The sequence below is a fragment of the Streptomyces yatensis genome, assembly GCF_018069625.1.
Taxonomy (GTDB): Bacteria; Actinomycetota; Actinomycetes; order Streptomycetales; family Streptomycetaceae; genus Streptomyces; species Streptomyces yatensis.
Genome location: NZ_CP072941.1, coordinates 10083684 through 10109319 on the forward strand (window position 1 = coordinate 10083684; position 25636 = coordinate 10109319).

The following is a 25636-nucleotide window of genomic DNA, read 5'->3' on the forward strand; positions in this document are numbered from 1 at the left end:
CGTAGGGCGGGTGGCTGTCCTGGGGCGCGCGGACGGTCCGCTGTCAGAGTTCACGCAGCTCTTCCACGGCCGGCCGGGTGGATCTGCGGACGCCGCTCAGGGCAGCGCCGACGATGGCCGCGAAGGCTGCCGCCAGGGTCAGGGCGAGATACGGCCAGGGCACGGCCACGGTGTCCGGTGGTGGGTCGAACACACCGGTGAGCACCTTGACGAGCATCTGAGTCAGGGCCCAGCCGATGAGCGCGCCCCCGGCCAGCCCCGCCGCGGTGAGTACGGCTGCCTCGCTGAAGACCAGCCCCTTCAGCTGTCGGCGGGTGGCGCCGAGGACGGTGGCGATGGCGAAGGTGCGGCGGCGTTCGGCGAGGCCAAGGGCCAGGACGATGCCGCCCGCGCCGGCTGCCAGCAGGACAGCGAAGCCGAGTTCGATCCGGGTGAGCCCGGACAGGTCCACGGAGGTGAGGCTGGAGCCGACGGCGGAGCGGGTCTGTGTGATGTCGGTGACCTTCGCACTGGTGCCGAGCTGGTGGCGCAGCCGCGCGGCGACGGCCTTCTGGTTGCCGCCTCCGGTGTCGACGAGGAATGTCCCGACCGCGTCGCTGCCCGTGGTCTTGGCGATGTAGCCGGCGTTGGCGACAAAGAAGCTGTCGCGCGGTGCGGTGGGGAATTCCTTGACGATGCCCGCGTAGTGGAACGGCACGGTGTGGAACGTCTTGGTGCGGGCGTCTTGCAGCCGCAGCTTGAGCGTGTCGCCGGGGGCCAGCTGGAAGTCCTTGACGGTCTCCTCGCTGACCAGGACAGAGTCCGGCCGGGCGGCCAGCTTGGACATCAGGCTCTTGGCGCTGCCACCGCTGAAGTAGGCGTTCTGGAGGGAGGTGGCGGAGGTGATGGTGGACGGCCGAACCCCGTACAGGTCCTGCAGATCCGCTCCGACGTAGGCGAACCGGTGCTGGAGCGGTTCAACGTGGCGCACCCCCGGGACGGCTGCCAGAGGGTTGGCCGCGCTGGGCCCGGCGTGGGAACCCGGTGACTCGGTCACGGTCACATCGGCGCCGTTGGTGAGCCGGGCGTCGACTTCCGCCTGTTGCCGGTAGGTGGAGTTGAACGAGGCGGTGGACGCGGCGAAGGAGAGGGCCAGCGCGAGCAGGACGACGGCCCGTGCCAGCGGGCGGCGCTGCCGGGACAGACTCGCCGCGGTGGTTCCGGCCAGAGTGCCGGTGAGCGGCCGGACCAGCCGGGCGAGTGGGCGGCGTCCGTGGGTGAGGGCGAGCGCGACCAGCCGCCACAGCAGCAGGGCGGAGCCGACCCAGAGCAGGGCCGGTCCCAGGAAGGCCCAGTAGGACACGGAGATGGTGGGGACGCCTTCCGGCGCCAGGACCAGGGAGTAGTTGTTGGAGCTGGAGGCGCGGAAGACGAAGTAGGAGACGGCCAGCAGGATCAGGTCCGGGTAGAACTTCATCCAGCTCGGGGCGCCGGCCCGGCCCACCACCCGGCGGGCCTCGGCGACGGTGCCCTGCCGCAGGTCGCGCACCGCGGGCACCAGGACGGCCACAGCGGCGATGACCAGCCCCAGCAGCAGGGCCAGCGCGAACCAGCCGGCCGCGGAGGCGGCAGTGGAGCCGAAGGACGCCGTGCCGAAGACGGCCCGGCCCACGCCCGCGGCGATGCCGAGGCCCAGCAGCCCGCCGGTGACGCCGACGGCGGTGGCCTCGGTCACGGCGAGGCCGGCGATCTGGCGGAGGCCGAGTCCGCGGGTGCGCAGCAGGGCCTGTTCCCGCCGGCGCCGCCCGGCGCCGGCGCCGGCCACGGCCGCCGTCAGCAGTGCGGCCAGCACTGCCCCGGGCACGCCGAGGAAGAGGAAGAGGATCTGGGCGTAGAGGGCGTCCTGGCGGGCGCTGTCCAGCGCGGCGCCGAGGTTGTCGCCGACCAGCCCGCCGCCGGCGGTGCGCGCCTCGGTGTTGTGGGCGGCGCCGGTCACCGCGGTGTACGCGGCGGCGGGGTCGGCGGGCAGCCGGGCGTCCCGGGCGACATGGATCTGTGTGGCGACCGCGGCCGGGTCGGCGGCCTTCATGGGCGCCGTGGTGCTGGTGAACTGTGCGGCGGGCAACAGGATGACGTTGTCGGGTGGCGCGGTGGGCTGGGTCTGGGGAGGGGCGCCGACCTTCTGGAAGAGGGAGTCGGCCTGGGGCAGGTCGACCACTCCGGCCACCTTCACATGGGCCGGTCCGCCTCCGGGGCGGCCGATGGTGACGGTGTCCCCGGGGGCGACATGCAGATTGGCCGCGGTCTGCTGGGCGATGAGCACCCCGGAAGCGCTGCCCGTGAGCTGCCGGATCTCGCCGGGGAAGGCGGTGCGGTAGCCGGGTGGCAGGCCGAGCACGACCCCCGGGCCGGTGCTCTGGGTGGATCCGCCGGTCTTGGCGTGGAAACCGGTGCTGTGCGCGAATCCGACGGGGAGCGCGGTGTGTGTGCCGGGTGCGGACCGTACGGTGTGCAGCACCGAGGCCGGTTTGGCGCCCGGCTGGATCTGGACCTGCCAGTCGACCGCGACCGAACGCACCGCGCGGTCGGTCATGGTGGATTTGGAGGCGGTCAGAAAGGAGCCGAGCGCGGCGACCAGTGCCACGGCGAGCGAGATGCCGAGCGCGGCGGCGAGGAGCCGGCCACTGCGGCGCCGGACGAGCCCGGACAGCCAGGTGATGATCACGACGTCTCTCCTTGGGTCGCGTTCGGCCGCGCCCGCGGCGCGGTGCGCGGTCCGGAGGCGGCGGGAGCGGGACCCGTGGCGGCCAGCCGCCCCTCGTGCATGGGCCAGCGCTCGGTGAGGCGTTCGCCGACGGTGGCATCGTGGGTGGTCACCACGAGCGCGGCGCCCAGTTCGGCCGCCGTGTCCAGCAGGACGTCCACCACAAGGCGTCCGGTGGCGTGGTCGAGCTGTCCGGTGGGTTCGTCGGCGAGGACCACCCTCGGGCGTAGCGCGAGCACTCGGGCCACCGCCACCCGTTGCGCCTGTCCACCGGAGAGTTCCTCGGGCAGCTTGTCGGCGAGGTCCGCGACGCCGACGGCGTCGAGGGCGGACAGCGCGCGGCGGCGGGCTTCGGACTCCGAGGTGCCCGACAGCACCAGCGGCAGCGCGGCGTTCTCCATCACGTCGAGGGCCGGGATCAGGCTCGGGGACTGGAAGACCACGCCGATGTCCCGGGCCGTGGCGGGGTGGCCGAGGGCAGGCCAGGCGATCTCCCCGCTGGTGGGCCGCTCCAGCCCGGCCATCAGATGCAGCAGTGTGGACTTGCCGGACCCGGAGGGGCCCATGATGGCGATGCGGTCGCCGGCCCGCACCTGGCAGGTGGCGCCGTGCACCGCCACGACGGCGTGCTCGCCCTGGCCGTAGGTGCGGGCGGCGTCGCGGCAGTCGACGAGGGTGTCGATGAGGGGGGTGCCGGTGCCGGGGGCGTTCACGGCTGGATCCTTCCGTCGCGCAGGACGAGCACACGGTCGGCGAAGCCGACGACCTCGGTGTTGTGGGTGACGACCAGAACGCCGCGGCCGGCGTCGGCCCGGCTCTTGAGCAGGTCGAGCACGCGCTGTTCGGTCCGTCCGTCCAGTTCGCCGGTGGGCTCGTCGGCGAGGAGCACATCGGGGTCGTTGGCCAGGGCGACGGCCAGCCCCGCACGGGCCAGTTCACCACCGGCCAGCTGATGCGGCAGGGCGTGGGCCCGGCCGCGCAGGGCCACCCCGTCGAGCAGGGCGGCGATATCGGACGCACCGCCACGGCGCCGTCCGGCGGCCGCCTGGGCGAGGCGGATGTTCTCCCGTACGTCCAGGTGGGCGATGAGGTTGCCGGACTGCAGCAGGACCCCGATGCGGCGGGCGCGCAGCCGGGCCCGCTGGGCCTCGGGGCGGTGGCTGATCCGCTCCCCGCCGACGTGGACATCACCTCCGGCCGGTTCGTCCAGCCCGGCCAGGCACGCCAGCAGAGTGGACTTGCCCGAACCGGAAGGCCCGACGACGGCGACGGTCTCACCGCGCTGCACATGGAGGGACACCCCGCGCAGCGCGAGGGTCTCCTCCTCTCCGGTGCGGAAGAACCGGTAGAGCTCCCTGGCCTCGAGGGCGGCCGCCCCGTCGGTCCGTGCGGCTGCTGTGGAGGCGGTGGTCATCACTGCCACCGGAGCGAATCGCTGACGATGCGCCAGGGGTCGACGTTGTCGGCGCCGGTCGGGCCGGTCAGCGTCAGAACGACCTGCCGGCCGTTGTGGAAGAACACGTAACGTTCCACCGAGTCCCGCACGCTCTTGCCCGTCACCTGGTTGGGGGCCGAGTCCGTCCGGTAGGTGATCCGGACGGCCTGTCCGGCCTTCCGGTGGACGGTCGTGACGCCGCCCAGGGCGAAGTGCGTGGCCTGCTTGCGGAGGGCGGGGACCATGCCCGCCCTCACCGACTGGACGGTGGGCGCGGTCCCGGTGGAGCTCTGCGCGACCTCGACCGTGTTGAGCTTGTCGGTGAAGGTGGTGGTCCCGGGGGTGGAGGAGCGGGCCCAGCCCTCCGGCACCTTGACCGTGAACCCGCCGGCGGGCGGCCGATAGGCGACGTACACCTGGTCGTCGGGGATGTCGCCCGGCGGGTTGGACTCGGCGGGGGCCGGGCCGGTCCGCTGGGTGGACGACGAGCCGGAAGGGGCCTTGGAACCGCTGTGGGAGCCCCCGCCGGAGCCGGAGCAGCCGGCGACCACCCCGGTGGTCAGCGCTACGACGGCGGGAAGGGCGAGGATGGCCCGCTTGTTCATGGTGTCCTCCACATAGGCGAACCGCTGGTGGTCTCCGACGCTAGGGAGGAGGCGGTAAACGCTCGCGATGACGACGGTTAGACGACGGCAAAACCGGCCGGTGACATCCTCGCTTCGGCCTCGCCGGGGCGCGCCCGCGCTCATGATGGGCGAATGAGACAGCGTGTGATGCGGGTGGCAGTGGCGGCGGTGCTGGTGGCACTCGTCCTCCTCGCCACGCCGCTGGCGCTCGGGATCCAGACGTCCTTCTTCGCGGACGAGCGCGATGAGCTGGAACGCGTGGCCCTGGCGGCCGCCATCCATGTGCCCCCGCAGTTCGTGGCGGGCGACCAGGTGGAACTCCCCGCCCATGAGCGGGGGACCGATGTCGGGGTGTACGACCTCTCCGGGCGGCTGCGCGACGGCAGTGGTCCCAGGAGGGCGGACGCGATCGCCCGGGCGGCCCGGGGTGGGGCGGCGGCCCGGGGGCGCGCCGACCACCAGCTCGTGGTGGCCGTGCCCATAGCGACCGGGGAGCAGGTGATCGGTGTGGTCCGCGCCTCGACCGGCACATCTCAGGTCTGGTATCGCGTCATCCTGGCTTGGCTCGGCCTGGCCGGCACCGCCCTGGTGGCTCTGGTCACGGCCGTCGTGGTGGCACGCCGGCAGGCGCGCACGCTCACCGCACCGTTGGAGGCGCTCTCGGAGAAGGCCGGAGCGGTGGCGGACGGGGATCTGACCGCGCGCGCTGAAGGCAGCGCGATCGCCGAGATCGACCAGGTGGCGCGTACCCAGAACACCATGGTCGAGCGCCTGGCCCGATGGCTCGAGCACGAGCGTCACTTCACCTCCAACGCCTCCCATCAGCTGCGCACCTCGCTGGCCGGTCTGCAGCTGGGTCTGGACGCGGCCGCCGCCGATCCCGACGCGGATCTGCGAGCGGCGGTGACCGAGGCCCTGGAGCAGGTCCGGCATCTTCAGCAGACGGTGGACGAGGTGCTGCGGCTGGCCAGGGCGTCGCACCCCGGCGTTCCCGCGACCGCCCGGCCCACTGCCGAGGTGGTCGAGGGGGTGGAGCGCCGCTGGCACGGCACATTCGCCGCCGAGGGCCGTCGTCTGGACTTCGGCGTCGAGCCCGGCGGGGAAGATCTGTGGATCCCCGACCGCACCGCCGAACAGATCCTGGACGTCCTGCTGGACAACGCCCTGCGTCACGGCCGCGGCGCGGTCGAGGTCACGGTGCGCGAGATGGGCGTCGCGGTCGCCGTGGACGTGTCCGATGAGGGCTCGCTGACGCTCGACCGGCGAGCCGTCTTCGAGCGGGGGGCGACGACATCGCGGGCCGGCAGTGGCATCGGGCTGACGCTGGCACGGGAAATGGCCGAGGCGGCAGGGGGGCGGCTCACCCTCGCCCGGACGGCGCCAACCACCTTCACCCTGCTGCTGCCGGTCATGGAGCCACCGCCGCCACCGGAGTGAGCCGTCACCGGATGAGGCGGGCGGCCGAAGACGACCGCCCGCCTCGGGTGAGGTCCGGGGTTTCTTCCTACTCGTCGCCCTCGGACTCGTGGTTGGTCCGGGAGCCGGAGTCGTGGTGACCGCCGGAGCCGTCCTCCTGGCCGCCCTTCTGCTCGCTCTCGTCCTTCTTCTCGCTCTCGCCCTTCTGCTCGTTTTCGCCCTTCTTCTCGTGCTCGCCGCCGCTCTTCGAGGGGGAGGGGCCCGGAGGGGTGGGCTTCTGCGCCGTGGCGGACACCGAGGACGAGGGGTGGGACGGCTGCGTGGCCGCCATGGCGGTACCGCCACCGATGACGGTCGTGACGATGGCTACGGCGGACGCAGCGAGTATGGCTGCCTTCTTGCGCGTGTTCATGTTCAACCTTCGCTTTCGGCACCGGACGGACCTTCCATCCGGAACACGCTCATCCTGCGCCGGGGCAGCTGAGAGGAGCCTGAGGTGGAGTGACGGAGGTCACGGACGCTCCGGGGTCTCTCAGCGGGCTCTCAGCTCGCCGTCCCGCGGCCCCCTTACGCTGAAAAAGACCATTTGGGGGGTAGGGGGAGGGGAAGGTGCAATATGCGTGTCCTCGTCGTCGAAGACCATCCCATGCTGGGGCGCGCCCTGGTCCATGGGCTCACCACCGAGGGATTCGCCGTGGACCTCGCCACCGACGGGGAGGAGGGGCTGTACAGAGTCGGCGAGACCGCCTATGACGCCATCGTGCTGGACATCATGCTGCCGCGGGTCAATGGTTACGACGTGTGCCGGCGGCTCCGGGCCGCCGAGGACTGGACCCCCGTACTGATGCTCACCGCCAAGGACGGCGAGTACGACGAGGCCGACGGGCTGGACATCGGCGCGGACGACTACCTCACCAAACCCTTTTCCTACGTCGTCCTGACCGCCCGGCTGCACGCCCTGATCCGGCGCGGCCACAGCCCCAGACCTCCGGTCCTGAGCGTCGGGGACCTCCTCCTGGACCCGGGAGGCCGCACCTGTGTGCGCGCCGGTACTCCCATCGAGCTGACCACCCGTGAGTTCTCGCTGCTCGAATATCTGGTACGCCACGAGGGCCAGGTGGTGAGCAAACAGGAGATCCTCACCCATGTCTGGGCCGAGCACTTCGATCTGGACCCCAATGTCGTCGAGGTCTACATCGGCTATCTGCGACGCAAGATCGACACTCCCTTCAGGGTGCGGTCGATCGAAACCGTCCGCGGGGCGGGATACCGCCTCGCGGCCGACGGCAGGTGACCCATGGAGACCCCCGCCGTGCCCCTGGCCCCCCGCAGGGTCCCGGCGACATCAGGGACGCGCGTCCGGCTCCCCCATTGGCGCGGGCTGGGCCTGCGGATACGGCTGACACTCGCCGCCACGCTCGTCACCGCGCTCGGTCTGTTCCTGGCGGGCGCGCTGCTGGTGGTCAGCCAGCACGCTTCTCTCATCCGCAGCCTGGACGACAGCGCCCGCCAGCGTGCGCTGATCATCGCAGCCGACCTGGACAAGGGCCGGGCGGTGCGGCCGCTGCCCGCCTCCGGCACCGGTGACGACGTGACCCAGATCGTCGACCACCGGGGCCGGGTGATCGCGGCGTCCGGGAACGTCACGGGGGAACCCGCGCTGTTCCGGACGCTGAAACCGGACCCCGGCGGCGAACCGTCGGTGCGCACCGCCGACGGGGTCCCGCTGGGCGACCAGGGGACCTACCGCGTCGCCACCGTGTCGGCCGGATCGACGCACGCCCCCAAGACCGTGTACGTGGGGCTCGCCACCGCCCAGGCCGACCACAGCGTGGATGAGCTGGTCGCCGAGCTGGCAGTGGGCCTTCCGGTACTGACGGCCCTGCTCGCCGCCGCCGGATGGCATATCACCGGGCGGGCGCTGGTGCCGGTGGAGCGGCTGCGCCGCCAAGCCGCGGAGATCACCGCCACCGATCTGCACCGTCGGCTGGATCTGCCGCCGGCCGCCGACGAGATGAGGCGGCTGGGGGCCACCCTCAACGATCTGCTGGCGCGGCTCGACGAGGCCACCGCTCATCAGCGGCAGTTCGTGGCCGACGCCGCGCACGAGCTGCGCAGCCCGGTGGCTGCCGTACGGGCCGAACTCGAGACCGCCGCCCGCCACCCCCGGACCGACTTCTCGGCCCGGCTGCCCGATCTGCTGGAGGAGACGGTCCGGCTCGGCCGGCTCATCGACGACCTTGTACGGCTGGCCCGTCTGGACGCCACTCCGGCTACCGCGCTCACGGCCGATGTCGACCTGGACGACCTGGTGCGGGCCGAGGTGGGGCGGCTGCACGTCCGCCCCGGTGTGGCCGTCGTCCGCGGCCGCATCCGCCCCGCCCGTGTCCGCGGGGACGCGGACGCCCTGTCCCGGGCCGTGCGCAATCTGCTCGACAACGCCGTCCGGTATGCCCGCCACCGGGTGGAGGTCACCCTGGACACCGCGCGTGAGGAGGCGGTGCTGAGTGTCCAGGACGACGGTGCCGGTATCGCACCCGTCGACCGAGAGCGGGTCTTCGAACGGTTCACCCGGCTGGATGACGCCCGCAGCCGGGACGTCGGCGGCTCCGGGCTGGGGCTGGCCATCGTGCGGGATGTGACCACTCATCATGGCGGCCGGGTGGCGGTGGAGGGCGATGGCCCGGGAGCCCGGCTGGTCCTGCGGCTGCCACTGGCGATGTGACTCCCTCGCACGTTGTGCCGTCGTCCAACCCACGCGGTGTGGCGCTTCTGGATCGCCTACGCCTCACCCGCCCGCTCGGCGCCTCCGTCGGCGACTACCTCTCCCAGTCGACCGGCGACGGGCGGCCTCGGTGCAGCTGCTCCCGGGGCGCCGCCGTCAGGTCCGCCGCGCCTCGACGCAGCGGGCGTGGGCCGCCAGGAGTTCCGGCATCGTGAGCCGCGGGCCGTCCGGGTCCTTTGCCGCGTCGTCCCAGCGGCGCAGCGCGACCGCGTCCGCGGACAGCGGATGCGCCGCGAACTCCGTCGCCTCGTGCTCGTCCATCGGGCCGCCCTGGACCTTCAGGGACGCGATCGACGCCGGGCTGAGCAGGGCGTGGTAGGCCGGATCGGTCGCCACCAGATAACGCTTGGCCGGTACGTGCTGGGCGATGACCCACGCCGCCCGTTCGCTCACCCGGCGCCGGGCGAACTCGGCGCCCGCCACCTCGTGCGGCAGGCCCGGGTGTTCGGCCCGGACCGGCCGGGCCCGGCCGATGTCGTGCAGCGCCGCGGCCACCACCAGCTCGTCGTCCGCGCCCGCGTCCCTCGCCAGCCAGGCCGTCTGCAGCGCGTGGGTCCGCTGGTCGACGGCCTCTCCGCCGTAGGGCAGGCCCGCGAGGCCGTCGACGAGTGCGGTCAGCTCCTCGCCCGTGAGCGGGGCAGCGGGAATCCCGCCGGTCATCGGTCCTCCGTTCCGCGGATGGTCTCCGCCAGTTCCTCCGCGAGCCGCGGGGTCGCCGCGACCACACCCGACCAGCGGCGGGTGAGGTCGGGGTCGATCTCCAGCGGTCGCCCGTGCACATCGATCACCGCGCCGCCCGCCGCGGGGACCGTCACCATCGCGGCCGCCAGGTCCACGATCCGGTGGGTGTCGGAGCCGGCGTCGGCGAACGCGTCCGTCGACCCCTCGGCCACCAGCACCGCTTCCAGGCAACTCGTGGACAGGATGCGGATCCTGGCCGCCCGCGTCGCCACCCGCCACCACGCGTCGGCGATATGCGCCTGCGGCCGCAGCAGGCTCACCGCCGCGCCGTCCAGCTCGGTGCGGCCGTTCGTGCGGTACGGCGACGGCCGGCCCGCCACCGTGTGCCAGCAGCGCCCGGTGTCCAGCCAGCTGGTCAGCGCCTCCTTCGGCACCCCGTCCACGGCGATGACGCCCGCGAACGCGGACAGGGGGACCCCGGAGGCGGCGTTCGCCGTGCCGTCCACCGGGTCGGTGACCAGGGTGACGGCGGAGCCGTTGTCGATATGGCCCAGCTCCTCGCTGAGCAGATTGATCCGGTGGGCGTTGACGACCTCGGCGATCGCGGTGTCCACCAGGATGTCCAGCCGCATGGTGGGCGTACCGTCCGCGCCGACCTGCACCTTCTCGGCCAGCTGGGCCCGGTCGTACGCCTCGCGCGCGGCGCGGAACGCGTCCGTGGCGGCCCGGGTCGCCTCCGCCAGCGCCGGGTGGACGCCGGAGGGCAGGTGCGGTTGGGGCACCGGCCAGGGGATCCGGCCGCTCATGCCGCGTCACCTCCAAAGGCTCCCGGGGCTCCCGGGGCCGCGCGCAGGACGGCCGCGACGACGGGCCAGGGGCGGCCCGGTTCGGCCAGCACCAGATCGGCCCGCAGACCCGGCACGAGCCGGCCGCGGTCCGGGAGCCCGGCCACGTCCGCGGCGCCGCCGGTGACCAGGCCGACCGCCTCGGGCAGCGACGCCAGCCCGTCCTCGGCGAGCAGCAGCGCCGCCGAGAGCAGCCCCGACGGCAGGTAGTCGGAGGCGAGCGCGGTGACCAGGCCGCGGCCGACCAGCTCACGGCCGGACGCGTTGCCGTTGTGGGAGTGGCCGCGCAGCACGTTCGGCGCGCCCATCACGACCGGCATGCCGTGCTCGCGTGCGGCCTTCGCGGCCGCCGTCGTGGTGGGGAACTCCGCGACCGAGCCGCCCCGGTCGCACAGCTCCTCGATCTCCCGGGGCGAGCTGGGGTCGTGGCCGAGCAGCCGGATCCGGCCCGCCCCGGCCTGCTCGCCGAGCCACTCCAGCGCCTCCTCGCGGACGTCGAGCCGGCCGTCCCGGTCCTCGATCAGCCGGTCGACGTAGACGCGGGCCTCCTCCTCGGTGACCCCGCGGGTGCCGACCAGATACCGCTCGTAGTAGCCGCGGTCCGCGTACTGCCCCTGGCCCGGCGTGTGGTCCTCGTGCGACACCAGGACCGGCCCGCGGGCGGCGCCACCGATCTCCGCCAGCCGCTGCCGCAGCCCGGCCAGACCCTCCGGGCAGCGGATGTCCAGCCGGTGCAGGATCCGGTGGTCCACCAGGCCGTCGTCGCCACGGCTCTCCACGGCCGCGCAGATCCGCCGTGCGCTCTCCAGGGTGCGGCGCATCCCGCGGCCACCGCTCTCCTCGAACGCCGCGCCGTGGAACGCCGTCGTCACACCCGCCGCGCGCAGCTTGCCCTCGAAGGACAACAGCGCGAACTCCATGGGCAGTTCGGCCCCGGGGCGCGGCAGCAGCTCCTTCTCCAGACCGTCGCTGTGCACATCCACCAGACCGGGCAGGCACAGCATCCCCTGGCCGTCGACATCGGCCTCCACACCGGCCGGGTGCGGTTCGACCGCCGCGATCCGGCCGTCCCGGACCGCGACCAGCGCGTCGTCCAGCAGCCGGTCCGGCAGCACCGCCCGTACGTGCCCCAGCACATAGTCCCGGGGCGGGCCGCCCAGCGTCCAGCCCTGGGCCGGCGCCTCGGCCGGCCCGCTGCTCACCAGTCCCGTGTTCATGCCGCGGCCTCCAGCATCTGCTCCGGCGCGCCCTGCCGGGCGATCCGTCCGTCCCCGACGAATACCACCCGGGACGCCAGCCGCCGGATGGCGTCCATGTCGTGGAAGACGGCGAGGACGGCGACGCCCTGCCCCGCCAGCGAGTCCACCAGCTCCAGCGCGGCCTCCCGGTTGGCCGGGTCCAGCGCGGAGACCGGCTCGTCGAGCAGCAGCAGCCGGGGCGGCTGCACCGTGCCCGCGGCGAGGTTCACCCGCTGGCGCTCACCGCCGGAGAGGACACCGCAGTCGACGTCCCACAGCGTCTCGTCGAGGTTCAGCCGGCGCAGCGCGGCCGCGGCGGCCTCCCTCGCCTCGCCCCGGTCGAGCCCGCGCCGCCGGGCGGTCGCCGCGACGACCTCCAGCGGGCCGGTGCGCGGCGGTGCGGCGAGGAACTGTGAGACATAGCCGAACTGCCGGCCGCGCAGCCGGGCCATCTCCCGGTCGGGCAGCGTGGTCAGCTCGACCGTCCCGGCCGGCGTGCGCAGCCGTACGGAACCCGAGTCCGGCAGGTAGGTGCGGTACACACAGCGCAGCAGCGAGGACTTGCCCGCACCGCTGGGGCCCGCGAGGGCGACGTGCTCGCCGGTGTGCACATCGAGGTCGACCCCGCGCAGCGACGGCACGGTCCGCCCGTCGATGCTGTGCAGGGTGAAGGACTTGTACAGGGCGCGTACGGACAGCACGGTGCCCTGGTTCTCGGATGGGGAGTGGGTGGAGTCGGCGGTGGTGTTCACCGGGCTCACCTCCGGGCGGCGGCGACGAGCCGCTGGGTGTAGGGGTGGTGGGGATCGTGGAAGAGCTGGTCGGTCAGGCCCTGTTCGACGACCCGGCCCATCTGCATGACCAGCGTGCGGTCGGTCAGCGCCTCGATCACCGAGAAGTCGTGGCTGACGACCACGGCGGCCACGTCCCGCTCGGCGAGCAGGCTCCGCAGCAGATCGAGCACACCGGCGGCGACGGAGGCGTCCAGACCGGTGGTGGGCTCGTCGAGCAGCAGGACGGGCGGTTCGGTGGCCAGAGCCTTGGCGATCTGCACGCGCTGCCGCATGCCGCCGGAGAAGGTGTGCACCGGGTCGTCCATGCGGGACAGCGGCACCTCGACCCGGTCCAGCAGCTCCGCCGCGCGGCGCCGGATGGCGTGATAGCCGCGCCAGCCCGCCGCGGTCAGCCGCTCGGCGATATTGCCGCCGGCGGAGACGCGCAGGTCGAGCCCGGCGGCCGGGTCCTGGTAGACCACGGCCATCGAGTCGATCCGCAGCCGCCGCCGTACGGCCGCGGGCAGCGCGAGCACCTCGGACGCGCCGTCGTCCACCGAGGCCAGGTGGACCTGTCCGGCCGTGGCCGGCTCGTCGCCGATGACACAGCGCAGCACGGTGGACTTGCCGGAGCCCGACTCGCCGATGAGGCCCAGGGCCTCGCCCGGCGCCACGTCGAAGGAGACGTCCCAGGCGGCGACCACCGCACCGGTGGACGGGCTGATCGCGGTGGCGTGCTCGGGACCCGTGCCGGGTACGGCCGACGCGCCACCCGCGCCGTGCACCTTGCCGATGCCGTCGACGCGCAGGGCCCACTCGGGACCGTCGGCCCGGGTCCTGCGGGCGGGCGCCGGCGCGTCGTCCGTCGCGACGGCAGGGGTCACGGGCGCGCCCCGGCGACCCGCGCGGACTGCCGGATCGGGCAGCAGCGCCAGCGGGGCGCGCTCCCGGTGGGCGCCGGTGTCGGCGTCCCCGGCCTGGACCCGCGCGCACCACTCGGTGTCGCTGCAGGCGAAGGCGCCCTCGGTACCGGCGTTGACGAGGTAGACGTCGTCGCTGCCGCAGAACTTGCAGCGCCCGCCCGGCTCGTGCTCGACCTCGAAGGGCACGTCGTCGAAGGTCAGGGGCCGCACCTCGGTGTGCGGGGGCACCGCGTAGATGCGCTTCTCCCGGCCGGCGCCGAAGAGATTGAGGTGCTCGGCCTCGTGGAGCCGTGGCACGTCCCAGCGCGGGATGGGGCTGGTCGCCATCACATAGCGGCCGCCGACCAGCACCGGGTAGCCGGTGCTCGCGGTGATCATGCCGTTGCGGACGATGTCCTCGTAGAGGCTGACCCACATCGCGGAGTAGTCGCCCTCGGCGTGCATCCGCGCGCATTCGGCCACCGACTTCTGCACACCGCGCAGCGGCTCGGGCACCGGCACCTGGTAGACCAGCACATGCCGGGCGCCCAGGGCCTCCTCGGGGATGCGGTGCCGGGTCTGTACGACCGTGGCCTCCCGGGTGTCGGCGGACTCGCCGCACCCGGTGGTCCCGGCGATCATCCGGCGCAGATTGGTGGCGTTGACCCCGGCGTCATCGCCCTGGTCGATCACCTTCACGGTGTCCTCGGCGCCGATCACCCCCAGGGTGATCTGCAGTCCGCCCGAGCCCCAGCCGCGCGCCACCGGCATCTCCCGGGAGCCGAACGGGACTTGGTAGCCGGGCACGCAGACCGCGGCGAGCGCGGCCCGGCGGATCTCCCGCTTGGCGTCCTCGTCGAGGATCCCGGCAGGCGGGCTGCCCGCGTCCGCCTCGGCGACGAGCGCGCCGATCCCGGACACCTGCGGTGTGTCGTACGTCGTGCTCATCGGCAGTCCTTTCCGGCGGGCTCGGCGGCCCGCGCGGGCGGGTCCTCTCCCGCCTCGGCGGCGGCCCGCATGGCTTGCTTGCGCTCGACCATCGAGCGGAAGGTGACGTAGTGGGGGAGCTTCAGGTGCTCCAGGAAGCCGCCCGAGTCGAGGCCGTCGATGGTGAGCAGCAGCAATTGCTCCAGCGGCCCGCTGCGGCCGAACCGGCGGTTGGCGATGTCCAGGTTGGCCATGGCGATCGCCTTGCGCTCGTTGTGCCCGAAGCACAGGCCGTAGCCGATGTCGAAGCGCGTACGGTCCTCGTCCGCACCGTCCAGGTCCTCGATGGCCTCGGCCTCGGTGACCCGGAACTCGCCTACGGCGACGGGGTTCCCGGTGTGCGGGTGGCGGACCCGCAGCGGCAGCCGGCCGTGCCGCAGCTCGCCCAGGGTGATCTCGTGCACATCGCCGTCCGGCCCGAGGATCGAGCGGTACCACAGCGCCACCAGCGCACCGGATTCGGCGCGGGCCATGGCGGCCAGGACGGCGGAGCGGTCGGCGGGCGGCCGGGCGGGCTTGCGGGTGATGTCGTGCGGCTCCGGATCGTCGGTGGTGCGCCCCTCGGCGAGCAGCTCCATCTTCCGCAGCAGGTCCATGAACCGGCGGGGGCTGCGCTGCTCCTCGGTGCGCTCCGCGGAACTCGTCCCGGCGTGGTCCTCCTGGTCCGGCTCCGGCCGGCCGTCGGGCCGCTCCAGCAGGCGGCCGGTGTAGTCGGAGGTGCGGCCGAGCAGCTGCGGTCCGTCGGGCTCGCGGAACGCCGGCACGATGCGGCGTATCACGGTCATCTCGCCCGGGTCGACGGGTTCGCTGACCGCCAGCCGCGGCAGGGTGGACCGCTGCGCGCGCAGCAGGTGCGATGCCTCCAGGGTGTCCCCCTCGGCCTGCCGGAAGGCGTCGGCCGCGGTGGGCTCGTCGTACAGCCCGGCCTCGCCCATCACCCGGTCGACGGCCAGCCGGAACCGGGCGGTGATCTGCTCGGTGGACGACCACGGCGCGGGCGCGTGGTCCCGCTTGCGGCGGACCAGGTCCTCGGCGGCGAGAATCGCCTCGAGTCCTCCGCGTGCTCCCGAGTACCCCATCAGTCCTCCTCCTCGGCCACGGCATCGGCCACGGCGCCGGTCGTGGCATCGGCCACGATCGTGACGGTCGTGCTGCGCGGCAGGCCCATGACGCGGCCGTCGGGGGTGGCGAGCAGCAGATCGGCCCCCGCGGGGAAACCGCCGACGGCCTCGGCGCGCGCCGCCACGAACCCGTCCGGCACGCCTTGCGGGGCGATGTCCCGTTCACCCGGCACGCCGGGCCCGGACAGCCGCCAGGTGGACGGCCCGCCCTCCAGCGCGGCCACCGGCAGACACAGCACGGCGCCGTCCTCCGGCGCGTCGGCGGTGCCCCGGGCCAGCCGCCGGATCTCCTCCGCCGTGACGGGCCGTACGGCGGCGGCGAGCCGCGCCTCCTCCAGCGGCACCGCGGGGGCGTTGGTGGCCACGCTCACCACGTCCGACCAGCGGTGCGAGCCCTCATCCTCCAGGACGCGGACACCGGTGCCGAGGTCCGCGAGCGCGAGGACCGGCAGCAGCGCGGGCGGCACCGCGCCGGGGGCGTCCGCGGGGAACCGGGTCACCGTGCCCGGCCGCGCCAGGGCGTCGAGCACGGCGCGGAAGACGCCCTGGGCCTGGGCCGGGCCCAGCTTGGCCGCGGTCACCAGTTCCGCGGTTCCGGCGGCGCCGGCGGCGGGTGCCGGCTCTGTTTCCACGGCGGTCACGTCAGCTCCTCGAATGCGACGACGGTCGGGGCGAGCTCCGCCCACTCCTGGCTCTCCCGCCGCTCGCGGCGCTCCGCGACGCGTTCGCACAGCAGGTCGATCTCGGCGGTCCGGGGGCGGCCGCACTGCGCCTCGGCGTCCAGCACCGCGGCGGCCAGCGCGGCCGCGCGGTCGTCCCCGAGACGCATGGCCCAGCCGCGGTGGCCCGCGAGCTCCACCTCGGCCCGGCAGGCCAGCACGTCACCGAGCAGGAACCGCTGCTCCAGGACCGGCTCGCGGACCTGCGCGGTCACGCACCCGACCTCGGGCCCCACCAGCACCCGTACCTGCGCGCCGTCGGCGATGCAGGCATCGGCCAGTTCGATCAGTTCGGCCCTCTCGGCCTCGGCCAGCAGGGCACAGCGATGCTCCCTGCTCATGACGTATGTCACTGCTTCTCCTGGTTCTCCTGGTTCATTGCGGTGTGACAACTCTCCGCGGTGTGGCGACCTCGTCACCGGTGGCCGCCTGTTCGTCGAGTTCGACCACGACCCGGACGGCGTCGGCACGGGTCCAGGTACGGCTGCACATCAGGACGTTGCCGAGCGCCTCGTCCCGGCTGACGCTCTCCACCAGCCAGGCGGGCTGGCTGCTCTCCATGCGCAGGACCCGCAGGACCTCCGCCGGGGGCACGTCGATGCTGACCCGGCACCAGGCCCGCATCGGCCGCACCCGCACCGTCTGGCGGAGTACGAGATCGACGGAGTCGACCGCGTGCAGTGCCAGATCCAGGTGCGGCACCTCGTCCACCGGGATCCACTCGTGGGTCCAGGAGGCGAGGAGGTCGTCGATGTAGAACTCGCGCACCACCTCGTGCACCGGCGACCCGGCGGGCCGCTCGAACCTGTCCGCCAGCCCCGCGGGCAGGGGGATCGTGCGCACCGACTTGACCAGCGCACGAGGTGTGGCGCCCGCCGCGGCGATCGTGGTGGACCACGACGGCGGGACGCTGCGCGAGATGACGTAGTCGATGCGCCGGTTGACGAACGTGCCCGACCCCTGGGTCCGGCGGACGACGAATCGGCGCTCCAATTCCTGAACGGCCGCCCGTGCGGCGGCCCGGCCCACGCCGAACCGCCGGGCGATCTCGGCCTCGCTGGCGACCCGTGTGCCACGGGCGCACTCGGCCAGCTCGGCGGACAACTGCTCCGCGATCTCCAGATACCTGGTCGCACTCACACCGGGAACTGTGATCGGCCCACTCGTCCGGACAACCTGCCGATGGCCAACGAGTCAGGCCGGGAACGTGAACAAACGGCACAGTTGTTTCACGATTCGAACCGGCCTTCTCCCTTGGAATCCAAGGTGTGCGCGCGTCCTGCGGCGTTACGCGGCCGTCCAGGCGGTGAGGATGCGCAGGGCATCGTGCGACGGGGTGCCGGGCTCGGCGGTGAGGACCATGAGGCGCTGCCCTGAGCCGTCGGGGCTGCTCCAGACATCGCAGTCCAGTGTCAGGTCACCGGCCAGCCGATGCCGGTAGTGCTTGGTGCCGTAGCTGAGGCTGTTGACGCGGTGCTCGGCCCACCAGGTGCGGAAGTCGGCGTCCTGGACGGACAGCTCGCCGACGAGCTGGGCCAGCTCGGGGTCGTCGGGATCCGCCGCGGCCTCCATGCGCAGGGCGGCGACGGCGTCGCGGGCGTCGTGCTCCCACTCCCGGTGCATGGCGCGGACGACCGGATCCGTGAACAGCAGGCGGATGTAGTTGCGCCGCCCCGGTGGCGTCAGCGAGAAGTCGGTGAACAGGGCCGCGGCGGCGACGTTCCAGGCCAGGATGTCCATCCGCTTGCCGAGAACGACGGCGGGGGAGCCCGTGAGCTGGTCGAGCAGGCGCCGCATGGCGGGTCGCATGCGCTGCGCGGGCGCCCGTCGACGGCGCGGCCGCGCGTCGGACCTGCCGGCCAGTTCGTAGAGGTACTTCTGCTGGTCGTCGTCGAGGCGCAGCGCGCGGGCGAGGGTGGCGAGCACCGATACGGATGCTCGGACCCGGCCCTGTTCCAGCCGGGTGTAGTAGTCGACGCTGATGGCCGCGAGCTGGGCGACCTCTTGGCGGCGCAGTCCCGCGACCTTGCGATGCGAGTCGGTCTCGGGCAGGCCCAGATCCCGCGGAGCCAGCTGTGCTCGGCGAGCCTTGAGGAAGGCTCCGAGATCGCGGGGAGCGGGTGCCGGAGTCATGCTCCCCATTCTCGCGTGAGCGGCACCCATGGTGAGGGGGCAGGTTTCTTCCCAGCCAGGAACGTGCCCCTTTTGCGTGCCCGGAGCCGCGCCGAGGGTGGACATGTGCCCGGCGGTGTGCCGGGCGCGGAGCCCACCGCACAGGTGCGGCCCCGCCGAGAGAGCACTCATGGAGCATCCCGTGGCGAAGACCGACGTCACCTTCGACAGTGCCGGCATCCCGCTCGCCGGCCACCTCTACCTTCCCGACACCCCGGCACCGGGCCCGCGCCCGGCGATCGTCGTCGGCCACCCCGGCAGCGGTGTGAAGGAGCAGGCCGCCGGTCTGTACGCGCGGCGCCTGGCCGAGAGGGGTTTCGTCACCCTCGCCTTCGACGCGGCCCACCAGGGCGAGAGCGGCGGCGAGCCGCGCGGTCTGGAGGATCCCGCCCACCGCGTCGAGGACCTCAAGGCGGCCGTCTCCCACCTCACCACCCGCGGCGACGTCGACGCGGAGCGCATCGGCGCACTCGGCATCTGCGCCTCCGGTGGCTACGCACTGCCCGCCACCGCGAGCGATCACCGCATCAAGGCCGTCGCCACGGTCAGTGCCGTCGACATCGCCCGCCAGTTCCGCCTGGGGGCCGACGGGACCCAGGACCCGTCCGTGTTCCAGGGCATGCTGGCTGCCGCGGCGCACGCACGCACCACCGAGGCTCATGGTGAGGCGCCGCCGGTCCTGACCCTCTTCCCCGACACCGCCGAGCAGGCCCGCGCGCTCGGCGGAGAACACGGCGCCGAGGGCTTCGACTACTACCGCACCCCGCGAGCCGGACACGCCCGCTCGGCGCGCTTCTTCACCTGGACCAGCATCGACAAGATGGCCACCTTCGACGCCTTCACCCCGATCCCGCTGATCGGGCAACGCCCTCTGCTCATGATCGTCGGCGCCCGCGCCGTCACCTCCTGGATGAGCGTCGAAGCGTTCCAGCGGGCCATCGGGCCCAAGGAGATCCACTGGATCAACGGCGCAAGCCATGTCGACCTCTACGACAAGAAGCAGTACGTGGACCCCGCCCTCGAGAAGCTCGCCGGCTTCTTCGGCGAGCACCTGGGCCACCAGTGAATTCCAAGGCCGGGTCAGATCACGCGGAAGAGGTCGGCGGCCGCGTGGACCTCGGTGAGGTCCTCGATGGAGCGGAGGTTGTCACACAGGGCCTCCAGGACCGAGCCGGCCTCGGCGGCGCGCGGGGCGCCGATGGCCACGCCGAAGACCCGGAAGCCCAACTGATGCTTGGCGTCGTTCCAGCCGCGCATCCATTCCTCGGTGACGCCGCATTCGTCATCGGTGATCATCACGATGTCGCCGCGCGTGCGGGCGGTGTCGTTGAACTCCTCCGCCAGCAGCTCGCGGGCCGCTGTCAGCGGCGTCTGATAGCTGGTGCCGCCGCCCAGGAAGGTCTCCGCGAAGTCGAGGATCCGGGCGATGCCGGCGGGCCGGTCGGACGGAAAGCGGAACACCTGGATCTTGTCCGCGGCGGAGAACAGAATGCCGACGAAGTCACGCTTGGCATGACGGGCCTGATCCAGCAGCGCCAGGGCACACGCCTTGGCCCACGCCTCCCGGGTGACTCCGCCGGGCCCCGCCTCGTACATGGAGTGCGAGGTGTCCACGCACGCGATGATGGCGCCCCGGCCGGTGGTGTGCTCCCCCTGGGTGTCGTACACCATCAGCTCCCCGGCGGCGTAGCGGGCGGCGAACACCGCACGCAGGTCGGGCAGGCCGAGATTGGCCAGCTCGGAGGGGATGACGCGGGAGAGGTCATCGCCGAGCGTGACGCCGACCAGCTCCCCGGTGGCGTTCTCCACCTTACGGGCGCGCTCACCGCCGGCCATCTGCCGGAAGCGGCCGATCAGCTCGGCCCACCGTGCGAGACGGCCGCTGCGCAGCCGCTCGGCGAGCCGGGCGCGCCGGTCGAACGGCATCCGCTCCAGCTCGCCGGGGCCAACGCCCCATGCCCGCATCAGCGCGGCCTCCTCCCGCACGGCCCGGGCGGCCTTCGCCGCCGCGTTCCGTGCGGCGGCACGGATGCCGCGGGCGGCCGCCAGGGCCCGCGCGGCGTCCTGGGCGGCCTGCCGCGCTGCGGCGTCGGCGGTCTCGGCTGCCGCGATCGCGCGTTGTACGGCGTCGGCGGCCGGGGCCGGGACGGTGCCGACCCCGTTGGACCAGGCCGCCTCGTCGGCGGCCCGCTGGAGCGCCTCGCTCACGGCGTCCGCCACGCCTTCGGCGTCCCGCTGGGCCCGCTTCGCGCGCTCGGCCCGCTCCTGGGCCGTCCGCGAGCGCTCCAGCATCCCGCGCAACGCGGCGGCCTGGGCGAGCACGGCCATGGCGGCGGCGTAGGGATCGCCGGCCGTCTCCCGGCGCAGCTCGGCGAACTCCACTGACGCCACCAGCGAGGTGATGACCTGGTGGTTGACCAGCCGGGAGGGATCCATCTCCGCGCGCTCGCGCAGCCGCGGACCGACCTTGTAGGCGGCCAGGAACACATCGGTCAGAAGGTCGGTGGTGTAGTGGTAACGCCCGTTCAGCTCCTCGGCCACCTCGCGCAGTCCGGCCGACTGCTCGTAGGTGTCTCGCCAGGTGATCCGGTCGAACCGGTCCGCGATCACGGCCGCGGTGTGCCGCTCGGGAGCGGCGGCGGACCGGCCCAGCCATGTCCCGGCCCGGCTCGCCAGCTCGTCGAGCCGGCCCGTTGTCCGGTCCGGTGTCTCGTCCATGCTCCTGGCCCCCGGTGTTCAGAGCTGGGTTTGCACCGTGCTCGCGTCCACGCCGAGGGCCTCGGTGAGGACGCGGGCGCGGACGGCGCGCTGGCGGCCGGTGACGCGGTCGATGGCGGCCGTGGAGCGGCCCGCGCTCGCCGCGTCCTGGCGCAGCTTCTCCAGCCGCTTCCCCGCCATAGCGAGCTGGTTGTGGGCCTTCTTGATGACCCACTCGCTCAGCGCCTCGCGGGACTGCCCGGCCATGGCGTCGAGCTGGGCCTCCAGCTCCTCGAGGGCGTCGGCCAGGTCGAGCGCCTCCTTGGCGTCGGGGTTGACCAGTTGCAGCACCTCGCGCTCGACGGTCGGACGCTGGGCGGGGGAGTTCCACAACACGTGGGTCAGCACCGTCAGGTCGGTCTCGGCGACCGCTGGACGGCCATCGAGGTACGCGGACGCCTGGAGCAGACCCACCGCCTGCCGCCAGCGGCGGTCGGAGGCCACGAGTTCCTTACGGCGCAGGGCGGCCCGCAGCGTACACACCGCGTCCACGATCGCGTCGGGGACCACGACGGCCGGGACGGCCTCGGTCACGGCGTGCCGCAAGGCGGCCAGCTCGACGGTGGTCCGGGCCGGTGCCGCCGGGCGGCTGACGGCGGAGCGGACCAGCGCGGCGAAGTTCGAGGGGTCTTCCAGATATCCGACCTCGATCCGCACCAGCAGCCGGTCGTAGATCGCGGCCGCATCCTCGCCGCTGGGCAGTTCGTTGCTCGCCGTGATGGCCCCGATCAAGGGGCAGCGGATCGGCTCGCCGCCGCTCTCGGGGTGGTAGATCCGCTCGTTGAGGTAGCCCAGCGTCTCGTTCAGCGCCGCCGTGGAGCACTTGAAAATCTCGTCGATGAACGCGACATGCGCGGTCGTGGCGCGGCCGTCGTAGACCTGGCGGTACTCACCCCGGGCCAGCGCGGCGACGTCGATGGGACCGAACATCCTCGTCGGCGCGGTGAACTTCGACAGCAGGATCTCCCAGTAGGACGCCCCCTCGATCCGGCCCGTGAGTTCCCGGGCCATCTCGGATTTCGCCGTTCCGGGCGGGCCGAGCACCAGCGAGTGCTGCCCGGCGAGCAGCGTCACCACCAGCGTCCGCACCACGTCGGCCCGCTCGTAGAAACGATCCGACAGCTCGTCCCCGATCGCTCGCAGCCGCTTGGCCGTGTCCTGCGCGTCCTGTGCGCTGTCCAACTCAACTCCCTGCCTGCGACACCCTGTTGGGCTCACGAGACGGCCTTGCCGCGGCCTGCGCCCGATACCGCCCCGGTGTCGTGCCGAACTCCCTCTCGAAGGCGTGTGAGAGCGCGTACGGGCTGCCGTAGCCGACCCGGCCGGCGATGGTGGCCAGGGTATCGGGAGTGTCTCGGAGCAAGGTGGCGGCAAGGATCACGCGCCACCACGTGAGGTACGTCATCGGAGGGCGGCCGACGAGCGTGGTGAACCGGCGCGCCAGGGTGGGCCGGGAGACGCCCGCCTCCGCCGCCAGGCGGTCAATGCTCCATGGCGCGGCCGGGTTGGAGTGCATCGCCCGCAGGGCGGCGGCCGTCACCGGGTCGCCCAGTGCGCCGGGCCAGGCGCCGCAGGTGGTCTCGGCCATCCAGGAGCGGATCATGTAGACGAGGAGGAGGTCGAGCAGGTTCGGCAGCGCGACGCAGGAGCCGGGCCGGCTCTCGTCCAGCTCACCGGCGAGCAGGTCGATCGCGGCACGGAGTTCGAGGTGGCCGCCTACTCGGCGGGGAAGGTGGACGACCTCGGGCAGCTCCGCCATCAGCGGGTGCATACGGCTGCAGTCGAGCCAGTACGTGCCGCAGAGCATCTCGGTCTCGTAGTGATCAGGCTCGTAGTGATCAGGCTTGTAGCGATCAGGCCGGGCCCGCGGCCCTTCCGCCACGAGCCATTGCTCGAACGGCACCGCCTTCTCCTTCGCCACCGCCGCATCGACGGGGGAGTCGGCGATCACATGGCCCGTGCCATGGGGCAGCAGCACCGCGTCACCCACGCCGAGCGGCACCACGGTGCCGCCGTCGGTCAACAGCCAGCAGTAGCCCTTCACGACGACGTAGAAGCCCGCACCGTCATACGGGTCCAGCCGCGCGCACCAACTCCCACTCGTCCGCACCCGGTGGGACCGCGGATGGCCGAGGTGCACGGCAGAGATCGCGTCGCTCACCACATCCATGCGCCGAGGATAGCTCCCGTATGAGACATGAGACGGATGCGTATTTCGCTGAGCCGCATGCGCATTGAGGGGATCGTTCGGCCGTTCCTAGAGTCGAGCACATGATGAATGAGAACGAGCGGGTGCAGAGCATGGTGCTGGGGGATGTCGAGGTCATCCGGATCATTGAGTGGCACAGACCGTTCCTGCCCACCTCCGGCATGTTCCCGGGAGCCACCGCCGATGTGTGGAAGGAAAACGAGGACTGGCTGGCACCGGACCACTGGGAGCCGGACAGCGACCGGACGGTGGTTGCCCTGCAGACGTGGGTGCTGCGCAGCGGTGGGCGGACCGTCCTGGTGGACACCGGAGCGGGCAACGGGCGCGAGCGGCCCGGCATGGCGCCGTTCTTCCACCAGTGCCAGGGTGATTTCCTCGGTCTTCTGACGAGGGCCGGTGTGCGCCCGCGGGACGTCGACGTCGTCGTCAACACCCATCTCCACGTCGATCACGTCGGCTGGAACACCGTGGACGCGGACGGGGAGTGGGTGCCGACGTTCCCCAACGCCCAATACCTCATCCCGGCCGCCGACGACTCCCACTACGGCCCCGGCCATGCGCAGGGGAACGGGCTGCGGGAGGTCGACCGCCTGATCTACGAAGACAGCATCGCGCCCATCCACCGGGCCGGACAGGCCGTGCTCTGGGACGGCCGCCACCGCATCGACGAACACCTCACCCTGGAGTCCGCGCCCGGCCACACCCCCGGTTCGTCCGTGCTGCGGCTCGCCTCCGGGAGCGACCGGGCGGTTTTCGTCGGAGATCTGCTGCACAGCCCGGTGCAGATTCTCCAGCCCTGCTGCAACAGCGACGCCTGCCTGGCCCCGGAACAAGCGGTGGCCAGCCGCCGCCGGATTCTCGGGCGGGCAGCCGATGAACGAGAGTTGCTCGTCCCGGCGCACTTCGGCGGTGCGGGCGCCCTGGAAGTCCGGCGGACGAGCGGTGGGTTCGCCCTCGGCCCCTGGGCCGCGTTCAGCCCGAAGAAGTAGAGCGGGTCAGCTCTGCGGAACGTCCTTGACGAACACCATGCCGTCAGTGCCGGCCAGATGGGCCGGGTCAAACGGGGCGTAGCCGAACCAGGGGGATCCGCGGTGCGCGGGCAGCGTGTCGCCGAGGGCGGTGGCCAGCCGCGGGGCGTCGATGACGCAGCGGTCCTCCGGGAGCGTGTACAGGAGTCCCTCGACGGTGTCCGGCGGCGGAGTACCCACTCCCTGGTGCCGGATCGTGCCCAGCGCCGTGGCCACGAAGGCGTATCCCGCGCCGAGTTGGGCACTCACCAGCGCACCGGCGCCCCACCACTCCAGCGGCATCCCGCCCATCCGTGTCGTGCTCTTCGCCCGCTGGAGATGACCGTTGTGGGCATGGACCAGGGCCGGGCCCCGTTCCGCGAGGGCGAGGAGGTTGTGGGCCATCATCCGGTCCCGCACGCTCACCAGCCAGGTCATGCGGGCCGGTGAGGTGTCGGCCATCCAGAAGTGGTAGCGCAGCAGGCCGGTGGCGGTGCGCCCGTACAGACACGCCCGGTCCCAGTCGTCCCGCGAACTGGCCGCGAGCAGGTGCGGCATCTGTGTGTCGAGCAGTGCCACCAGATCGTCGGCGAGCAGCCGCAACTCCCGGGCCTCGGCCGACCGCCCCACGGACTGGGTCGGGTCCATCATCGCGGCGGGGTTGGCCCACCGGTCGTCGGCGCCGAGCAGGCGGTCGAGCGTGTCCCCGCCGCAGGGGAGCAGGTCCGCGTCCACCCGATCCGCGAGGTAGCCATGGAGTGCGGTGAGGGCCTGCCGGGGGCTCGCGGCGCCGGAGATCTCCAGCGGTCCGTCGAAACCGGCGAAGCGGATCCGCTCGGACGCGGGCCTGTCGTCGTTGTACGCGCGCATCCAGCGCACGAGCTCGCGGTTGGCCGCGGAGGTGCCCCAGCCGTGGCTGAATCCGCGCTCCATGACCTCGTCGAGCGTGCCGGTGCCCGAGGTGACGTGGTCGTCCACGACCAGGCCCATCAGGCAGTCGCTCTCGATCGCGATCGTCCGGTAGCCCTCCTGCTCGACAAGCTGCCGGAAGAGCTCGTTGCGCACGTCGAGCAGAGTGTCCTCGCCGTGGGTGGGCTCGCCCAGGGCGAGCAGCCGCGGCCGGGCCGGAAGCAGCCGCATGACGGCGGCGGCCTCGACGGCATGGGCGGTGTCCTTGATGTCGGTAGCCATGCCTTCAACGGTATCGTTGAACTTTCGGT

Annotated in this window: 24 protein-coding genes; 5 read left to right on the forward strand and 19 right to left on the reverse strand. The window is 72.8% G+C overall.

Annotation, left to right across the window (positions count from 1 at the left end):
* Positions 1-43 precede the first annotated feature (43 nt).
* The 4 genes from J8403_RS42035 to J8403_RS42050 are packed head-to-tail and all read right to left on the reverse strand — an operon-like array spanning position 44 to position 4783.
* Positions 44-2704 carry an ABC transporter permease gene (locus J8403_RS42035; protein ID WP_211127799.1) on the reverse strand — a complete coding sequence of 887 codons (2661 nt, stop codon included), beginning with the start codon at positions 2702-2704 and terminating at the stop codon, positions 44-46.
* Positions 2701-3456, reverse strand: coding sequence for an ABC transporter ATP-binding protein (locus J8403_RS42040; protein WP_211127800.1), 756 nt, complete (start codon positions 3454-3456; stop codon positions 2701-2703). The genes J8403_RS42035 and J8403_RS42040 overlap by 4 nt, the downstream gene beginning before the upstream one ends.
* Positions 3453-4157 (reverse strand): ABC transporter ATP-binding protein, encoded by a 705-nt coding sequence (locus tag J8403_RS42045; protein ID WP_211127801.1) that lies wholly within the window; start codon positions 4155-4157, stop codon positions 3453-3455. Before J8403_RS42045 ends, J8403_RS42040 begins: the two co-directional genes overlap by 4 nt.
* Positions 4157-4783 carry a hypothetical protein gene (locus J8403_RS42050; protein WP_211127802.1) on the reverse strand — a complete coding sequence of 209 codons (627 nt, stop codon included), beginning with the start codon at positions 4781-4783 and terminating at the stop codon, positions 4157-4159. Before J8403_RS42050 ends, J8403_RS42045 begins: the two co-directional genes overlap by 1 nt.
* Positions 4784-4936: 153 nt before the next feature.
* Here J8403_RS42050 and J8403_RS42055 point away from each other — a divergent pair, with 153 nt between their 5' ends.
* Positions 4937-6241 carry a HAMP domain-containing sensor histidine kinase gene (locus tag J8403_RS42055; RefSeq protein WP_246586253.1) on the forward strand — a complete coding sequence of 435 codons (1305 nt, stop codon included), beginning with the start codon at positions 4937-4939 and terminating at the stop codon, positions 6239-6241.
* 67 nt (positions 6242-6308) lie between these two features.
* Here the strand turns inward: J8403_RS42055 and J8403_RS42060 are convergent, their stop codons facing one another.
* Positions 6309-6632, reverse strand: coding sequence for a hypothetical protein (locus J8403_RS42060; protein WP_211127803.1), 324 nt, complete (start codon positions 6630-6632; stop codon positions 6309-6311).
* Between the two features lie 204 nt (positions 6633-6836).
* Here J8403_RS42060 and J8403_RS42065 point away from each other — a divergent pair, with 204 nt between their 5' ends.
* A complete protein-coding gene (locus tag J8403_RS42065) occupies positions 6837-7514 on the forward strand; it encodes a response regulator transcription factor (protein WP_211127804.1) in 678 nt (225 codons plus the stop codon).
* A 3-nt stretch (positions 7515-7517) separates the two neighbouring features.
* Positions 7518-8945 carry a sensor histidine kinase gene (locus J8403_RS42070; RefSeq protein ID WP_211127805.1) on the forward strand — a complete coding sequence of 476 codons (1428 nt, stop codon included), beginning with the start codon at positions 7518-7520 and terminating at the stop codon, positions 8943-8945.
* Between the two features lie 156 nt (positions 8946-9101).
* Here J8403_RS42070 and J8403_RS42075 read toward each other — a convergent pair whose 3' ends face one another.
* The 10 genes from J8403_RS42075 to J8403_RS42120 form a co-directional block, all read right to left on the reverse strand.
* Positions 9102-9665, reverse strand: coding sequence for an HD domain-containing protein (locus J8403_RS42075; protein WP_211127806.1), 564 nt, complete (start codon positions 9663-9665; stop codon positions 9102-9104).
* The gene (locus tag J8403_RS42080; protein ID WP_211127807.1) at positions 9662-10492 is read right to left on the reverse strand and encodes an inositol monophosphatase family protein; all 831 of its coding nucleotides are present in this window, start codon (positions 10490-10492) and stop codon (positions 9662-9664) included. Before J8403_RS42080 ends, J8403_RS42075 begins: the two co-directional genes overlap by 4 nt.
* Entirely contained in the window at positions 10489-11748 is a 1260-nt protein-coding gene (locus tag J8403_RS42085) for an alpha-D-ribose 1-methylphosphonate 5-triphosphate diphosphatase (RefSeq protein WP_211127808.1), read from the reverse strand. The genes J8403_RS42080 and J8403_RS42085 overlap by 4 nt, the downstream gene beginning before the upstream one ends.
* Entirely contained in the window at positions 11745-12521 is a 777-nt protein-coding gene (locus tag J8403_RS42090; RefSeq protein WP_211127809.1) for an ATP-binding cassette domain-containing protein, read from the reverse strand. Before J8403_RS42090 ends, J8403_RS42085 begins: the two co-directional genes overlap by 4 nt.
* Before the next feature lie 5 nt (positions 12522-12526).
* Complete coding sequence (locus J8403_RS42095; protein ID WP_211127810.1) at positions 12527-14392, reverse strand: alpha-D-ribose 1-methylphosphonate 5-phosphate C-P-lyase PhnJ; 1866 nt, start codon at positions 14390-14392, stop codon at positions 12527-12529.
* Positions 14389-15510, reverse strand: a complete 1122-nt coding sequence (locus J8403_RS42100) for a carbon-phosphorus lyase complex subunit PhnI (protein ID WP_211127811.1) — start codon at positions 15508-15510, stop codon at positions 14389-14391. Before J8403_RS42100 ends, J8403_RS42095 begins: the two co-directional genes overlap by 4 nt.
* A complete protein-coding gene (phnH, locus tag J8403_RS42105) occupies positions 15510-16193 on the reverse strand; it encodes a phosphonate C-P lyase system protein PhnH (RefSeq protein ID WP_211127812.1) in 684 nt (227 codons plus the stop codon). The genes J8403_RS42100 and phnH overlap by 1 nt, the downstream gene beginning before the upstream one ends.
* Complete coding sequence (locus J8403_RS42110) at positions 16190-16612, reverse strand: phosphonate C-P lyase system protein PhnG (RefSeq protein WP_211127813.1); 423 nt, start codon at positions 16610-16612, stop codon at positions 16190-16192. The genes phnH and J8403_RS42110 overlap by 4 nt, the downstream gene beginning before the upstream one ends.
* Positions 16613-16646: 34 nt before the next feature.
* Entirely contained in the window at positions 16647-17411 is a 765-nt protein-coding gene (locus J8403_RS42115) for a GntR family transcriptional regulator (RefSeq protein ID WP_211127814.1), read from the reverse strand.
* Positions 17412-17558: 147 nt separating this feature from the next.
* Positions 17559-18404 carry a helix-turn-helix domain-containing protein gene (locus J8403_RS42120; protein ID WP_211127815.1) on the reverse strand — a complete coding sequence of 282 codons (846 nt, stop codon included), beginning with the start codon at positions 18402-18404 and terminating at the stop codon, positions 17559-17561.
* A 181-nt stretch (positions 18405-18585) separates the two neighbouring features.
* Here J8403_RS42120 and J8403_RS42125 point away from each other — a divergent pair, with 181 nt between their 5' ends.
* Positions 18586-19509: an alpha/beta hydrolase gene (locus J8403_RS42125; RefSeq protein ID WP_211127816.1), complete on the forward strand. Its 924-nt coding sequence runs from the start codon at positions 18586-18588 to the stop codon at positions 19507-19509.
* 14 nt (positions 19510-19523) lie between these two features.
* Here the strand turns inward: J8403_RS42125 and J8403_RS42130 are convergent, their stop codons facing one another.
* Genes J8403_RS42130 through J8403_RS42140 form a run of 3 tightly spaced genes read right to left on the reverse strand, consistent with a single transcriptional unit; the run spans position 19524 to position 23370 of the window.
* On the reverse strand, positions 19524-21161 hold the full coding sequence (locus tag J8403_RS42130) for a VWA domain-containing protein (protein WP_211127817.1): 1638 nt from the start codon (positions 21159-21161) through the stop codon (positions 19524-19526).
* Between the two features lie 18 nt (positions 21162-21179).
* The gene (locus J8403_RS42135) at positions 21180-22382 is read right to left on the reverse strand and encodes an AAA family ATPase (RefSeq protein WP_211127818.1); all 1203 of its coding nucleotides are present in this window, start codon (positions 22380-22382) and stop codon (positions 21180-21182) included.
* Position 22383: 1 nt separating this feature from the next.
* Positions 22384-23370, reverse strand: a complete 987-nt coding sequence (locus J8403_RS42140) for an AraC family transcriptional regulator (protein ID WP_211127819.1) — start codon at positions 23368-23370, stop codon at positions 22384-22386.
* A gap of 101 nt (positions 23371-23471) precedes the next feature.
* Here J8403_RS42140 and J8403_RS42145 point away from each other — a divergent pair, with 101 nt between their 5' ends.
* Entirely contained in the window at positions 23472-24398 is a 927-nt protein-coding gene (locus J8403_RS42145) for an MBL fold metallo-hydrolase (RefSeq protein ID WP_211127820.1), read from the forward strand.
* Between the two features lie 6 nt (positions 24399-24404).
* Here the strand turns inward: J8403_RS42145 and J8403_RS42150 are convergent, their stop codons facing one another.
* Positions 24405-25607 carry an erythromycin esterase family protein gene (locus J8403_RS42150; RefSeq protein WP_211127821.1) on the reverse strand — a complete coding sequence of 401 codons (1203 nt, stop codon included), beginning with the start codon at positions 25605-25607 and terminating at the stop codon, positions 24405-24407.
* Positions 25608-25636: the final 29 nt, after the last annotated feature.